Origin of the sequence: Paenibacillus sp. FSL K6-0108 (assembly GCF_045040695.1) — a bacterium.
In the GTDB taxonomy this organism is placed as follows: domain Bacteria; phylum Bacillota; class Bacilli; order Paenibacillales; family Paenibacillaceae; genus Paenibacillus; species Paenibacillus pabuli_B.
Genome location: NZ_CP150288.1, coordinates 4,578,360 through 4,591,970 on the forward strand (window position 1 = coordinate 4,578,360; position 13,611 = coordinate 4,591,970).

A 13,611-nucleotide genomic window follows, 5' to 3' on the forward strand; every position below is an offset into this window, starting at 1 on the left:
TTACATAATAATTATTTCGTCATAATGTTCTTTTCTCTTCCTAACGCTCAAGTGAGACCAGCCATCTTGCTATTTCCTCTGTCTTATGAACAGAATGCCAGACGAGATCCCCACTTTTCTCCAAGCTTCCCCTCTTGTCATGCGTCAGCCATGAAACAATTCCAACTACATCCTGTAACGTCTTTATTAGAGAAAGATCTTTCTCTTCACGGACCGTGACCAATTTGGGATATGGAGCTTGTTTGTATCCCTCAATAAGAATCCAGTCATACGTTGACAGATAGTTGATCATGTTCTCCAACGACGTCGCTTGTCTTTCAATGAGTGCAGTACGTTTCTCTGACATCACAACGACTGCATCGGCTCCCGCCTGAGCAAAGCTGTAGGAATCGGTTCCTTCGTGATCCATCTCAAAATGATCATGTCCATCATGTTTAATTACAGCCACTCTTCGTCCAGCAGAGGTAAGGGACCGGGTAAGTGCAGCAATTAAGGTGCTTTTTCCTGTGTTTTTATATCCAACAATCTGCATGATATGTGGTGAAGTGCTGCTGATTTCAGCCATGTATGACCTACCTGCCATGACCCGTGGGAAGTCTGAGAATTCGAACCTGTTCACCAGCAGAAATGCCTTTTTTTTCGGGTGGAATCACGATCAGGCAATCGCTGTCTTTAATCGTAATCATGACACTGGATTCGTCCACTCGCGCAGCAGAAGGTTTAGCATACACCATTCCGTTACGTATCTCTGTTCGTCCGCGTACAAATCGTGTGAAATTGTTAACCTTTGTATAATCATCTTCCAATATGGCTGTCCATTCTTCCAAATATGGATGAGCATCTGCCTGCATCGTACGAATCGTTGGCCGAACAAACAACTGAAAGCCGACAAAACAAGCTCCGGGATTACCCGAAAGCGCAAATAGCAGCTTGTCATTGACCACAGCAGCCGTCGTAACACTGCCGGGACGCATCGTCACTTTATTAAACAGCATCTCCATATTCCCTTCCCGAACGAGGTCACCCATAATATCATAATCCCCAACCGATACTCCGCCTGTTGTGACCACTATATCATTATGTTCAAGCGCTTCTGCAAGCTTCGTACGTGCGGTATCCACATTATCAGCAATCGAACCATACATAACTGGCTCACCCCCCGCTTCAACGACCAAAGAACGAAGCATATAGCTGTTGCTGTTCCGAATACGCCCAGGTTGCAACGGCTCGTCCACTTCCAACAATTCTGTACCAGTTGCAAAAATGGCTACCTTGGGGCGTTTGTATACTGGCACTTGGCCTACACCGAATGTTGCCAGCACGGATTGTTCACCTGCGTGAATGATTGTTCCTGCTGCAAGCAGCAGTTGTCCCTCTTGAACTTCCAATCCAATAGGTGTAATGTTGGCATTCGGCTGAATATGGCGCTTCAGAGCAATCCATTGTTCCCCATGCTCTTCTTTGCTTTCAGTCATTTCCATCATAACAACAGCATCAGCGCCTTCCGGCACCTGAGCTCCTGTCATGATCCGAGCAGCTGTACCGGATGTAATCGGTTGATCCGATGTATACCCGCAAGGAATTTCATCAATGATACGGAGCCAAATCTGCTTCTCGCTGGATGCTTCAATCGTATCCGAACTTAGAATCGCAAACCCATCCATTCCGGATCGACGAAAGAATGGGTAAGGATGAGGAGCATATATCGTCTCAGCAAGCGTTCGACCATGTGCTTCCTCAAGTGTTACTTTTTCAATTGAACCCGAGCTGACATGAGCCGCAACTTTCGCCTGCGCATCCGATACTTGTATAGCCTTACGGTTAAATTTCGCAGTCGTCATATCCGTTGCATGTGAATGTATTTTCAATAGTAATAGAACCTCCCTGGGACATTTGATCGTTTTAGAAAGTGTAGCCCGAAAGCTATGTCATGACAAGTACTCACCAATTTACCTCCCACATGAAAGACGGCTTGGCAGACCACAATATGTAAGAGAAAAGGAGATGACCTTCATGAATCAACGATGCGAATTGTGTGGAAGGGAACCTGTCGAAACCACAGTCCATCACCTGACACCGAAAGAAATGGGTGGAACGCATATGCCTACTGCCGATCTCTGTATCCCTTGCCACAAACAAATTCATTCTCTCTATAACAATCGCGATATTATAACCTTAGGTTTAACTGAGGTACAGGCTCTAAGGCAGGATGAGCGCATCGCTCCTTATATCCGCTGGATTCGCAAACAACCTGCTTCAACCATTCCTCGTGTTCGAAAGTCCCATCATGTCCGCAAATCCTAAAACAAAAAGAACAGCGTCCAAGGTAATTTCTATGGCAGAGCTTGCTCTCCACCATACCTTTTCACTGTTCTTCTGCGAATGATTTAATATTGCGGCCTCATTCATGCGTAGTGCTTGCTATCTACGCCTCATAATTCTGCCGCCGCCAACCCTCGTCTTTGGCTTTTTATAAGAGCTCTTCGGTGAATCAAACAATCCTCCAAGGCCACCACTGCTTTTATTACGATCAATTGTGCCTTTGCTTTGTTCCTTGTTTCGGCTGAATAGCCCTCCGCCCGAGCCAACGCTCGTATCCTTGTCACTGCCACGCCGGGTAATCGATCCCTTCCGGTCAACGGTTATCGGCGGAGCAGCCTTTTTATCGCTGCTCGTCGGTGTCCGATAGGAACCTTCCCTTGGTTTGTATGTGTCCTTGTTCGTATAACCCCGATACGTACCAGAACCTCTACCTCCAAAAGAATCAAACAAATTCCCAATCAATGTTGCGGTTAAGTACCCTTGCAAAAAGGACGAATCATAATTCTGCCGAACATATTCCTTGGAATCCACCTCAACCAAAGTATCTTCCGCTTTATTCGGGTCTTGCTGCAAATGATAATACTGATCCTGATACACCAGGAACATCCGCTCTGTATTTTCCGCCGATATCTGGTCCGGTTTCCGCTGTTCAGATAATTCCCGAGCGACCTCTGGAACGGTACGATCGGCAGCTCGATACACATAGGATGTCGTGTTACCACTGCCGCTGACCGATTCAAGCGGATATGTGTCCTGAACCGAAGGTGCTCCGCACGCGGACAGCAGCGACATCACAAGGCTGAGGACAAGCATTAATTTTAATCCATGTGCCAAGCGCTTTTCCATTGGAACCTCTCCTAGCTCGAACGAATCACTTTGATATCCGCAGGAAGGATGGACTCACCCTCATACAACGTAAATCTTCTGTCTTGCCACTCCACACGTAAAAGCATGTGATCATCAGACTGATATTGCCATACTAATTGTTCCCCAGCCTGACCATAGGGTGTCCTGCCTGCAGTGGTTACCATTCCTCCGTATTCTTCCTCCAAATGATACGCACGTCCATCCAGATCCAGCAACGTTGGCACCTCGTCTGGTGCATCGAGACGACCATCAATTGGTGTATAGAGGGCATACCGGGTCATTTCCCGTTCTTCAATATGCAAATGTCGGATTGCCGTACCATCCTGCAACGTGAGGACAGCTGCATTCCGTGTTCGATGATGTACCCGTCCAACAACTTCATAGGTGACCAGCGATACCTCACAGATATCACCAGGTGCCAGCTGAAGCATTGTTTTCTCTACCTGGGGCGGTTCAGGTTTGGCTATTATTCCTTTAATCCGTTTCCACATACTCATGCCCATTACTCCTGTTCCTTATCTTATAAACAAGCTGCAATAATTAATGCGCCAACGATATGAAGTGCACCCGAGAACAATCCGTAACCCGTCTTACCCTGCTGTATTCCCGTATCCAGATCGAGGTTGGCCCATCTCCGAATCATAAAGTGAACCACACTCTCCAGAATCAGCAAAATGACAAAGGAAACAACGGATACAAGCAACGCTTCTCCAAGGTGACCCGCTGTCGATATGGAGGTCGCGAGTACATATCCCTGAGCAAACAGCTTCATAACCATACGTGTCGTAACGGCCATATTGCCAGCCTTCACTTCGGCAAAATCCTTATACTTTGTGAATAAAGAATCCACATACATCAAGACAAACAGCAAAACCGAACCCGATAACGTCCAGACCAGCATTGCCAAAATGTTCAAATCCATCTACATAGCCCCCACATTTCAACATGAACCGCAATTAAAAGCGAAGGAGAAACGCTGGTCTCTCCTCCGCTGGTGCCCCTGCTTGCTTACAAGGTTTAGTTCTTATTTTCGTATTGCTTCATCAATGCCGCCAGTTCATCCTCAACAGCCTGATCCTTGCCCAGCTTCTCGAACTCATCATCCAGCGATTTACCTTTGGACGACATCTCATTGCTGGCTTCGGCCTGAGCTTCCATCTGCATCATTTTCTCTTCCATACGCTTCATGCCGGCACTTGCTGTATCGGAGCTAAATCCGTTCAGCGCCTTGTTGATTTCGGTTTGGGCTTTTGCAGCGTTATAGCGCGCAACCAATGTTTCACGTTTGTTTTTCATTTGGGTCAATTGTTTGCGCATTTCGTCCAGCTTGCCACGAAGGTTATCGGCAGAAGCCTTGTTTTGGTCATAGCTTGTTTTGTATTCGGCCATCTTCTCTTCAGCCACTTTTTTCTCTTCCAGTGCCCGACGGGCCAAATCCATATTCTGTGCACGCGCTGCTGTATGTGCTTGCTCCTCACGTTTCTTCACGAGGGCTTCCTGTTCTTCAAACAGCTGCTTGAATTTCTTCTCAATGGCGATCTGTGCAGCTACAGCTTTCTCCGCATCTTCAAGATCTTCCTGCATATCCCGGATGTATTGATCCGTCATTTTGATCGGATCTTCTGCCTTGTCAATAATGGAGTTAATGTTAGACATTGTTAAATCGCGTAATCGTTTGAAAATGGACATTATGGTATTCCTCCTAGTCGATAGTTCATCCTTGTATATAATCATACATACGTGGCAGTGTTCTACTCGTTTCAATTTTAACAAAAAAAATTATAAAAAACGATTTAAGCCTACTTAACGCAAATTAAACTATTGAATCAGTCGACCCGTTTGGAACAACTCCTCATCAAGCAGCTTCTCTGAAGTCTGCACAATCTCATCAATCTGCATCCGCGTAATGGCATCAAAGTGAATTCCCATGATTACTGTTACCGTTACCTTCAAATGCAAGGCAGCCCTGCGTGCGAGTCTCTCACACAGTTCTTGCTCTTTATGCCCTGGAATATGCACCGTAGCCCCATTCACCCGTTCACGATCCGGATAAAATGTCGCTACTGCCCCAATATGTGATCTTCCTCCAGTTATCATAAAAACTTTATCTTCTCCAGCCTCAATCACCTGTAAACGAACGGAATTTAAGTTGTATGTACTCATCCTGCTCCACCTGTCCTTTTGATATGTAATATATATGGTGGAATTATGGCTCCGATTTGATGAGTCAGCAATGAAACATCTCACATCATGCATAAATACGGAAAGACGCGGGCATACCAAAGAGAACGCAATTTGGGAAAAGGAGGCACTAACATGCGTATACGCCTCATCATGTTATCCATCATGGTCATGCTTCTGGGAGGAAGTTACGCTCCTGCTCAATTATGGGCTTATTCAAGCCCTCAAACCGAACCTGCTTCGAAGTCTAATTCTTCCGACGAGGAACAGCTGACACTGGGACAGCTCAGACAGAAATATGCGGATACATTTAAAACCAATGGTCCCTCAACAAAAAAGGTCGCACTGACTTTTGATGACGTACCTGATCCTCGGTTCACCCCGCAGGTACTGGATATTTTAAAAAAATATAAGGTACGGGCTACGTTTTTCATTGTGGGACATCGCGCTGAGAAACATCCGGATTTGGTGAAACGCATGGTGAAGGAAGGGCACATTGTTGGCAATCACAGCTACAATCACCCGGAATTCAGTAAGCTGTCCATGAATGCATTTCGCAAACAGATCTTACATACCGGGGATATTATTCGTAATCTGGCGGGTTACACACCCAAAATGATTCGTCCACCCTATGGCGATATTAACGAGCAGCAGCTGCAATGGGCGGCCAAACAACATTACAGCATCGTGAACTGGAACGTCGATTCTCTGGACTGGAAGGGCCTCTCCAAAGAAGAAGTTAAAAAAAACATCCTCTCGGCTGTTAAACCAGGTTCCATTGTTCTGCAGCATGCAGGGGGCGGTGTCGGCTCGAAGCTGAGTGGCTCTATCGAGGCGTTGCCTGAAGTCATCGAAGAATTGCGAAACCGCGGGTACGAGCTGGTAACTTTGGACGAAATGCTGGAACTGCCAAAGGGTAAATAGAATCAGATGCCAGAATGCGGATATTAAAAAGGGGGTTCTTCAATCACATAATCATGATTGGAGAACACCCTTTTGTGTTTAATTTAGATTTAATTGGAGTCACTTATGATAATGTGCAGCTCCATTTTAATTTTATTTCAAAATGTAAAGTTCAACATCCTGAATACCAAATGTGCTCACAGATTGCTTGCTGCCAGGAATAAAGATATCGATCTTGTGACCTTTAATGGCGCTGCCCACATCACGGGCCGTAGCGACAAATGCCTGCTTTGGCAGTCCTGGATGTGTATGACCAGTCACAAGTACCTTTGTACCCAATGGAATGATACTTGGGTCTACCGCAATGGTACCCAATTCAAGCGGATTACCGAAGTAATCCACAGCACCCCATCCTCCATTTTCGGAAGCATCAGAAGAGTATGCTGTTGCCTTTACATCGACAGTTTTGCTGTAATCAAACGTTTTTCCCCATGCCTGTACAACCTTGCTATCCGAATTTACATCAAGACTTGCGGCGGTTACCGTTTTAGCTGCAGCAGAAGCTGTATTCGTTGTTTTACCTGGAATCGTAATTTTCAAACCACCATAAATGTTGTAAGCAGAAATGTCATTGTTAGCTTTAATAAGTGCGTTAAGCCCGACTCCATATTGTTTGGATAAGGTGTAGAAGGTATCCCCTTCTTTGGCCACATGAACTGAATCGGCATGAGCCGGAACGGCCTGAATGAGCATTGCTGCTGTCAGCAAAGCTGTTGCTGTTTTGGCTATACGTTTCTTGTTAATCATGGTCTTCCTCCCTCATTATGCCTGCGAAGTTAGTTGTCGGATTCGGATGGAGGAAACCACCCTATAGGTTCAATTACATTAAAAATTATGTAGCCCTAATTCACCCCAAGCCGTGTGCAAATGATTCTTCCCCAAGCACACTCTGCATCGTTACATCCCCCACACTCCCAACTCCGGAAGTTTCGGCAGGAACAAATATATCACAATTTTGTAACCAAGAGTCGTAGTAAATGTTACCATCTGGCTAATTCATTTCAAATTTAGGCTGAATTTAAGCGGTTTTTTTCAAAAAAATGTCTATTTAAGCTTATATCGTTGATGACAGAAACGTTACTTTTTATGTAAATCTGTGCGTATCCTTACATAACAAAACCATCCCTGCCGACGGGCTGTCGACAGGGATGGTTGAGGGGATGAAATTCTCATCCAAAGTACAGATTTTGCAATTTCATCCTGATCTTCATCCTTAATAACTCGGATGTATTAGAGCACTTTAGCGAGGAAGTCACGTGTACGTGCATGCTTGGGCTCACCGAACACTTCAGCAGGCGTTCCTTCCTCTACAATAACCCCGCCATCCATAAACAGGATGCGGTCACCCACTTCGCGTGCGAAGCCCATCTCATGCGTTACAATTACCATGGTCATTCCGCCCTCTGCAAGCCGCTTCATGACATCCAGTACTTCGCCGACCATTTCAGGGTCCAGTGCAGAGGTAGGCTCGTCAAACAGCATGACATGCGGCTGCATCGCAAGAGCTCTTGCAATAGCGATCCGTTGTTTTTGTCCGCCGGACAGCTGATTTGGATAGGCGTCTTTTTTGTCAGAGAGGCCAACCGTCTTGAGCAAATCTGCACAGATTTGTTCCGCTTCGTGTGCAGGCTGTTTCTTCACTTTAATCGGAGCAATCGTAATGTTCTGCTGCACCGTTTTGTGCGGAAACAGATTGAAATGCTGGAATACCATCCCCATTTTTTCACGAGTTTCATTAATGTTATGTTTCGGGTCAGTGATCGAAACTCCCTCAAAGTTAATCTCACCGGAAGTAGGCTGTTCCAGTAAGTTCAGACAACGCAAAAAGGTACTTTTCCCCGATCCGGACGGACCGATGACCACGACAACCTCGCCTTTTCCAATCGTTACGTTAATGCCTTTGAGCACTTCGTTCTTATCATAGGATTTATATAATTGTCTAACGTCTATCACTTGCACCCAACTTCCTTTCCAGTCGACCCAGCAGTTTGGACAAAATGAACGTCAGCACAAAGTAGATGGCTGCCGCAATCAGGAATGGATTCATCCCTTGATACGTAATATTTTTGACCACACTTGCCTGGTACATAATGTCCACCATACCGATAACCGAGATAATGGAGGATTCCTTGATAATGGTCACGAACTCATTACCGATCGCCGGCAACACCGCTTTGAACGCCTGTGGGAGCACGATGAAACGCATGGCCGCACCTCTTCCCATCCCCAGTGAACGAGCTGCTTCCAGTTGGCCGCGATCCACACCCTGTATACCAGCGCGGAAAATCTCGGCAAGATAGGCACCACTATTAATGGACAGTGTTATAATCCCCGCCTGAAGAGCCGAGAAATTAATCCCAAAAGTCAATGAAACACCGTAATAGATAATCATCAATTGCACCAGCATGGGCGTACCACGAATGACCTCAACATAAGCTGTTCCGATCCAGCGCAAAATGGCGATGTCATGCAGACGGAACAGACAGATGATCAAACCGATAATGACCCCGAAGATTACACCCAGTGCAGACAGTAAGAGGGTGTAGCCCACACCTGTTGCATAGAAGCTTTTGTACTGCCAGAATACTTCGAAAATGTTTTGTTTACTCTTCTCTGCCATCAACTGGCTTGCTTCAGTGACCATCTGATCGATTTTATTTTCGCTTTTCAGACGTTTGAGCGTTCCGTTCACTGCATTCAGCAATTCTGTATTGCCCTTACGAATCCCGATTGCCGCTTCGGCCTGCTCTTCATCCGGAATAGCCGGAGCTAGTCCAATAATATCATCGAGATAACCGGCAGCTACCGTATCTTCAACGATCGCAGCATTTACACGATTGGTTTGCAATTGCAGCACGATATCGGATATTTTATCCAGTGCTGTCAGTTTTGCCCCTGGGATTCCCTGACCAATCGTTTCCTGAATGGAGCCTTTTTGTACTCCAATTTTTTCATTCTCCAGATCAGCCATGGTTGGATATTTATCTTTATCCGCATTGCGAATCATGATGACTTGCTTTGATTTATAATAGGTATCGGAGAAGTCGATGCTTTGTTTACGTTCATCCGTTGGTGTCATACCCGAGATGACCATATCCACACGACCACTCTGCAACGCAGGAAGAAGTCCGTCAAAACCCATATCCTCTATTACAAGTTCTGCGCCAAGATCGGCAGCAATTTCTTTAGCAATCGAAATATCAAATCCGACGATTTGGTCTTTACCATCAATGACTTTATGGAATTCATATGGTGCAAAATCGGCACTTGTACCGAGCACCAGCTTTTTACTGCCTGAATTGCCTGTAGTTCCCGTTGCCAACGCAACAGGAGCAACCGTAGTTAGCAATACCACAAAAGCTAGCAGCATCATGGTGTAACGACTAATCAATTTCAACCCTGTTCTCCCCTTATAATACTTTGTATGCTTTCTGTTGTTGATGCCTGAGTCATTATAAAGTAGAATGCATGATTATGCAATGCATTTCGACATTACAAATCCTGACTAGTTTCTGAAAAATAACCGCAACTATGATATAATTATTGAATTATTTTCATTTTTGCTTAAGGAGTCCACCATGACATATACCAAAACACAAATTTTAACTGTAATTGATCAATATGCTTCCCGTTTTAAAGAGATTTCATCATACATTGGTGCGAATCCCGAACTTGGGAATGAAGAATACCTTGCTTCTGCACGGTTAAAAGAAGAACTCGCCTACCATGGTTTTTCCGTAGAAGCTCCTGTTCTTGGCTTGGAGACCGCATTCATTGGTACGTATGCTGCATCCAAGCCAGGCCCGACGATTGCCCTGTTATGTGAATATGATGCACTACCAGAAATCGGTCATGCTTGTGGGCACCATCTGATCTGCATGATGAGCCTCGGAGCTGCGGTAGGTCTGAAGTCCATACTCAATGAAGTGGGCGGAACATTGAAAGTGTTTGGTACACCGGCGGAAGAAACGCGTGGCGCCAAAGTGCCTATGGCTGAAGCGGGTTTATTCGATGACTGTGATATCGCACTGATGGCGCACCCGTATTACGCGTATGAGAAATCTGGCAGCTCCCTGGCTATTGATGCCGTACAATTTGAATTCCATGGGAAATCTTCGCATGCTGCCGCAAGTCCACATGAAGGCATCAATGCCCTGGATGCGGTTATCCAGACGTTTAATGGTATTAATGCGTTCCGTCAACAAGTGAAAAGTACGGTTCGTATCCACGGGGTTATCAATAGCGGAGGACAGGCAGCCAACATCATTCCTGACTACGCTTCTGCTCAATTCTATGTACGTGCCTCGACGAGAAAAGAGTTGAATATTCTCACTCAACGTGTAATTCAGATTGCGGAAGGTTCTGCTCTGCAAACCGGATGCCGGCTTGTGACATCCAATTACGAGACATCCTATGATGAGATGGTCACGAATGAATCGTTATCCGCTGCTTTCAGTGCTAACCTGCTTGAACTTGGCATTTCACAAGAGGAGATCGTCAGTGGCAACGACCATGGTTCCATGGATATCGGTAACGTATCCTTGCGATGTCCTGCAATCCATCCGTATATCCGTGTTGTGGACGAAGTTCATACGCTTCATTCCATTGAATTCCGTGATCTGGCGCTTCAGGAACGGGCCCTGGATGGTATGATCCTTGGAGCCAAGGCAATTGCTGCAACTGCTTATGATGTTCTTACACAGCCTGGGCTGCTGCAAACCATTCAAACAGAGTTTAAGCAAGCCAGTCGCTAAGTTTTTCGTAAACTGCTGTATATTCATCTAGGGTGTTCCTCTTAACCTGCTTTTCAGGTCCTGAGGAGCATCCTTTTTGTTTTGATAAGTACGTATATACGGACACAAGCTGGAGATGCTGTGAAAAGAAAACATTGAAAAATGTTGAAATTCTTACATTTAGCGGCCGTACTTATGGTTCATATGCTCTCTAACTTGGTTATTTATAGCTATAACTGTATCTTGAGTTCAGGAGGTGTTGTCATGCTGCTCGAAGCGATGTATCACGTTCCCCGCGATAAATGGGCCTATGCTTATAATCCCTCGACGATTCACCTGCGTGTACGAACGAAGAGAAACGATGTGCAATATGTGACTGCACTGACTGGTGATAAATATGATTGGAATGGAACCTATAAGGAAATTCAACTGGAGAAAGCGGCTTCCGACAGTATGTTTGATTACTGGGAAACTGCTGTTAAGCCCAAATACAAGCGCCTGACTTACATCTTCCGCATTACCGCTGGCACCGACAATATATATCTGGCTGATAACGGAATTCACTATGCTCAGCCATATCCTACCGGAGGATATTATGAATTTTCCTACATCCATGAAATTGATGTATTTAAGGTTCCGGAATGGGCCAAAGAAGCCGTGTTCTACCAAATCATGACCGAAAGGTTTGCCAATGGCAATCCCGACCTGAATCCTGAAGGAACCCAGGAATGGGGTGGTAAACCTGAACTGGATAACTACTTTGGCGGAGACCTGCAGGGGGTGCTCAATCACCTGGATGATCTGACGAAGCTCGGTGTTAATGCCATTTACTTTACTCCTCTGTTTCAAGCAAACTCCTACCATAAATACGATACCGTTGATTATAAAAAAGTTGATCCTCATTTCGGGGATAATGAGCTACTCAAAGAAGTGGCGGAACAATGTCATCGCCGTGGAATCCGGGTCATGCTTGACGCGGTTTTTAACCATTGCAGCGAAGACTTCCCTCCTTTTCAGGATGTACTGAAGAACGGTAAAAATTCCAAATACGCAGACTGGTTCCATATCAATGAATATCCCGTACAGATCAAGGATGGTATTCCAACCTACGATACATTTGGGTTTTATGGCAATATGCCGAAGTTCAATACCGCCAATCCCGAAGTAAAAGACTATTTGCTTGATGTGGCTGAATACTGGATCAAGGAGATTAAACTCGACGGTTGGCGACTTGATGTTGCAAATGAGGTGGATAACCATTTCTGGCGTGACTTCCGCAAAGTAGTCAAAAGTGCTAATCCAGAGGCCTATATTGTAGGTGAAGTATGGAGTGATTCCCTGACCTGGCTCATGGGAGATCAATTTGATTCCGTGATGAACTACCCTTTTGCTGACAAGGTGCTTGAGTTCTTCTGTGGTTCTATGGATGGTTATAACTTCGCTAACGAAATGGGATCGCTCATTATGCGTTACCCTCAACAAACCAATGAAGTCATCTTCAACATGCTGTGCAGTCATGACACCCCACGTCTGCTTACTCGGGCTGGAGAAGACAAACGCAGATTAAAATTGTCGGTTGTGTTTCTTTTCACTTATATTGGTACGCCCTGTATATTCTATGGGGATGAGGTTGGTATACGTGGAGAAGGTGATCCGGATTGTCGTAAATGCATGCAATGGGATCCTGCCAAGCAAGATCAGGAGCTTTATGACTTCTACCGTCTGATGATTGATTTGCGGAAAAGTAATGAGGCTCTGCGCAAAGGCCGCTTCCGTTTTCTGAAGGCCGATCACAACGATCCATGCATCATATATGAACGTATGGATGACACTCTTCACTTTACGGTGTGGATGAACAATACTCCGCAAGAACGTACCCTGTCACATCCAATGGAAACCAAGGACTGGAAGGATGCCTTAACCGAAGATGCTGTTGTTCCCACCAATGGCATGATGAATATTAAACTTGATCCTTATGGATACCGTATTTTGTATAGACAATTGGAACCATGTTAATACGCGCCAGAAAATTCCTGAAATATTAAATGACCCTTTGATTGATAACGAATATGTTTTTCCCATTTGTAAAGGGACTTGCGCCAAAGAGATAACATCCCGTCGCACTTGCTGCAACCATCAGCATGTTATCTCTTATGATGTTTCTCTCCGGCAGTTAGGATTATATTGGGAAGGAAGGAAAGATACTGACATAACAGACGTAAGTTTAATATCCTTAAATACATTGGAGATTACAAATGCGCCTTCAAAACCGATACACCGACTGTAGACATATTATTTACCTGTTGTCCGCCATGTTCCCTTGACCAGGGTGCCATCCCCAAGATAGCGGTAACAGTCATTCTCACGAATCACCACAAAAACCAAATGACTCCGAACTGCAATCGGCTCTTCTCCCAAGTGATGAAGCTTATTGTTTCTTATGACGACATTTCGAGCGGGATTCCTCTGCCGAGTCAAAAAAAGCTTTGATCTGTGCTGTCTGATCGCTTCCATCTCCGGGAGCAAAATTCCTTAAGCCTGTCTG

General features: G+C 45.3%; 15 protein-coding genes and 1 riboswitch. Of the genes, 4 read left to right on the plus strand and 11 right to left on the minus strand.

Annotated features, from left to right (window positions below):
- Positions 1 to 40: 40 nt before the first annotated feature.
- Positions 41 to 565 carry a molybdopterin-guanine dinucleotide biosynthesis protein B gene (gene mobB / locus MHB49_RS20540; RefSeq protein WP_405152802.1) on the minus strand — a complete coding sequence of 175 codons (525 nt, stop codon included), beginning with the start codon at positions 563 to 565 and terminating at the stop codon, positions 41 to 43.
- A gap of 7 nt (positions 566 to 572) precedes the next feature.
- On the minus strand, positions 573 to 1,841 hold the full coding sequence (glp, locus tag MHB49_RS20545) for a gephyrin-like molybdotransferase Glp (RefSeq protein ID WP_405157198.1): 1,269 nt from the start codon (positions 1,839 to 1,841) through the stop codon (positions 573 to 575).
- 172 nt (positions 1,842 to 2,013) lie between these two features.
- On the opposite strand from glp, the gene MHB49_RS20550 reads away from it, so the two are divergent.
- Positions 2,014 to 2,304, plus strand: a complete 291-nt coding sequence (locus MHB49_RS20550) for an HNH endonuclease (protein WP_405152803.1) — start codon at positions 2,014 to 2,016, stop codon at positions 2,302 to 2,304.
- 117 nt (positions 2,305 to 2,421) lie between these two features.
- On the opposite strand, the gene MHB49_RS20555 is transcribed toward MHB49_RS20550, so the two are convergent.
- From MHB49_RS20555 to MHB49_RS20575, 5 genes are all read right to left on the minus strand, one after another.
- Complete coding sequence (locus tag MHB49_RS20555) at positions 2,422 to 3,168, minus strand: DUF4247 domain-containing protein (protein WP_405152804.1); 747 nt, start codon at positions 3,166 to 3,168, stop codon at positions 2,422 to 2,424.
- Between the two features lie 11 nt (positions 3,169 to 3,179).
- Positions 3,180 to 3,686 carry a DUF4178 domain-containing protein gene (locus MHB49_RS20560; protein ID WP_247897980.1) on the minus strand — a complete coding sequence of 169 codons (507 nt, stop codon included), beginning with the start codon at positions 3,684 to 3,686 and terminating at the stop codon, positions 3,180 to 3,182.
- A gap of 23 nt (positions 3,687 to 3,709) precedes the next feature.
- Positions 3,710 to 4,111: a DUF350 domain-containing protein gene (locus MHB49_RS20565; protein WP_090899776.1), complete on the minus strand. Its 402-nt coding sequence runs from the start codon at positions 4,109 to 4,111 to the stop codon at positions 3,710 to 3,712.
- 95 nt (positions 4,112 to 4,206) lie between these two features.
- On the minus strand, positions 4,207 to 4,878 hold the full coding sequence (locus MHB49_RS20570) for a PspA/IM30 family protein (RefSeq protein WP_090899779.1): 672 nt from the start codon (positions 4,876 to 4,878) through the stop codon (positions 4,207 to 4,209).
- Between the two features lie 129 nt (positions 4,879 to 5,007).
- On the minus strand, positions 5,008 to 5,352 hold the full coding sequence (locus MHB49_RS20575) for a hypothetical protein (protein WP_405152805.1): 345 nt from the start codon (positions 5,350 to 5,352) through the stop codon (positions 5,008 to 5,010).
- Positions 5,353 to 5,505: 153 nt separating this feature from the next.
- Between MHB49_RS20575 and MHB49_RS20580 the strand changes: the two genes are divergently transcribed.
- Positions 5,506 to 6,294: a polysaccharide deacetylase family protein gene (locus MHB49_RS20580; protein WP_405152806.1), complete on the plus strand. Its 789-nt coding sequence runs from the start codon at positions 5,506 to 5,508 to the stop codon at positions 6,292 to 6,294.
- Between the two features lie 132 nt (positions 6,295 to 6,426).
- Here MHB49_RS20580 and MHB49_RS20585 read toward each other — a convergent pair whose 3' ends face one another.
- The 3 genes from MHB49_RS20585 to MHB49_RS20595 all read right to left on the minus strand — a co-directional run bounded on the left by MHB49_RS20585 (position 6,427) and on the right by MHB49_RS20595 (position 9,730).
- Entirely contained in the window at positions 6,427 to 7,080 is a 654-nt protein-coding gene (locus MHB49_RS20585) for a 3D domain-containing protein (RefSeq protein ID WP_247897983.1), read from the minus strand.
- A gap of 2 nt (positions 7,081 to 7,082) precedes the next feature.
- Positions 7,083 to 7,278: riboswitch (cyclic di-AMP (ydaO/yuaA leader) on the minus strand.
- A gap of 285 nt (positions 7,279 to 7,563) precedes the next feature.
- Positions 7,564 to 8,286, minus strand: a complete 723-nt coding sequence (locus MHB49_RS20590) for an amino acid ABC transporter ATP-binding protein (RefSeq protein WP_405152807.1) — start codon at positions 8,284 to 8,286, stop codon at positions 7,564 to 7,566.
- Positions 8,273 to 9,730 carry an ABC transporter substrate-binding protein/permease gene (locus MHB49_RS20595; protein ID WP_405152808.1) on the minus strand — a complete coding sequence of 486 codons (1,458 nt, stop codon included), beginning with the start codon at positions 9,728 to 9,730 and terminating at the stop codon, positions 8,273 to 8,275. The genes MHB49_RS20590 and MHB49_RS20595 overlap by 14 nt, the downstream gene beginning before the upstream one ends.
- A 181-nt stretch (positions 9,731 to 9,911) precedes the next feature.
- Between MHB49_RS20595 and MHB49_RS20600 the strand changes: the two genes are divergently transcribed.
- Positions 9,912 to 11,087 (plus strand): M20 family metallopeptidase, encoded by a 1,176-nt coding sequence (locus MHB49_RS20600; RefSeq protein ID WP_405152809.1) that lies wholly within the window; start codon positions 9,912 to 9,914, stop codon positions 11,085 to 11,087.
- A gap of 243 nt (positions 11,088 to 11,330) precedes the next feature.
- Entirely contained in the window at positions 11,331 to 13,082 is a 1,752-nt protein-coding gene (locus MHB49_RS20605; RefSeq protein ID WP_405152810.1) for an alpha-glycosidase, read from the plus strand.
- A 276-nt stretch (positions 13,083 to 13,358) separates the two neighbouring features.
- Here the strand turns inward: MHB49_RS20605 and MHB49_RS20610 are convergent, their stop codons facing one another.
- The gene (locus MHB49_RS20610) at positions 13,359 to 13,544 is read right to left on the minus strand and encodes a hypothetical protein (protein ID WP_405152811.1); all 186 of its coding nucleotides are present in this window, start codon (positions 13,542 to 13,544) and stop codon (positions 13,359 to 13,361) included.
- Positions 13,545 to 13,611 lie beyond the last annotated feature (67 nt).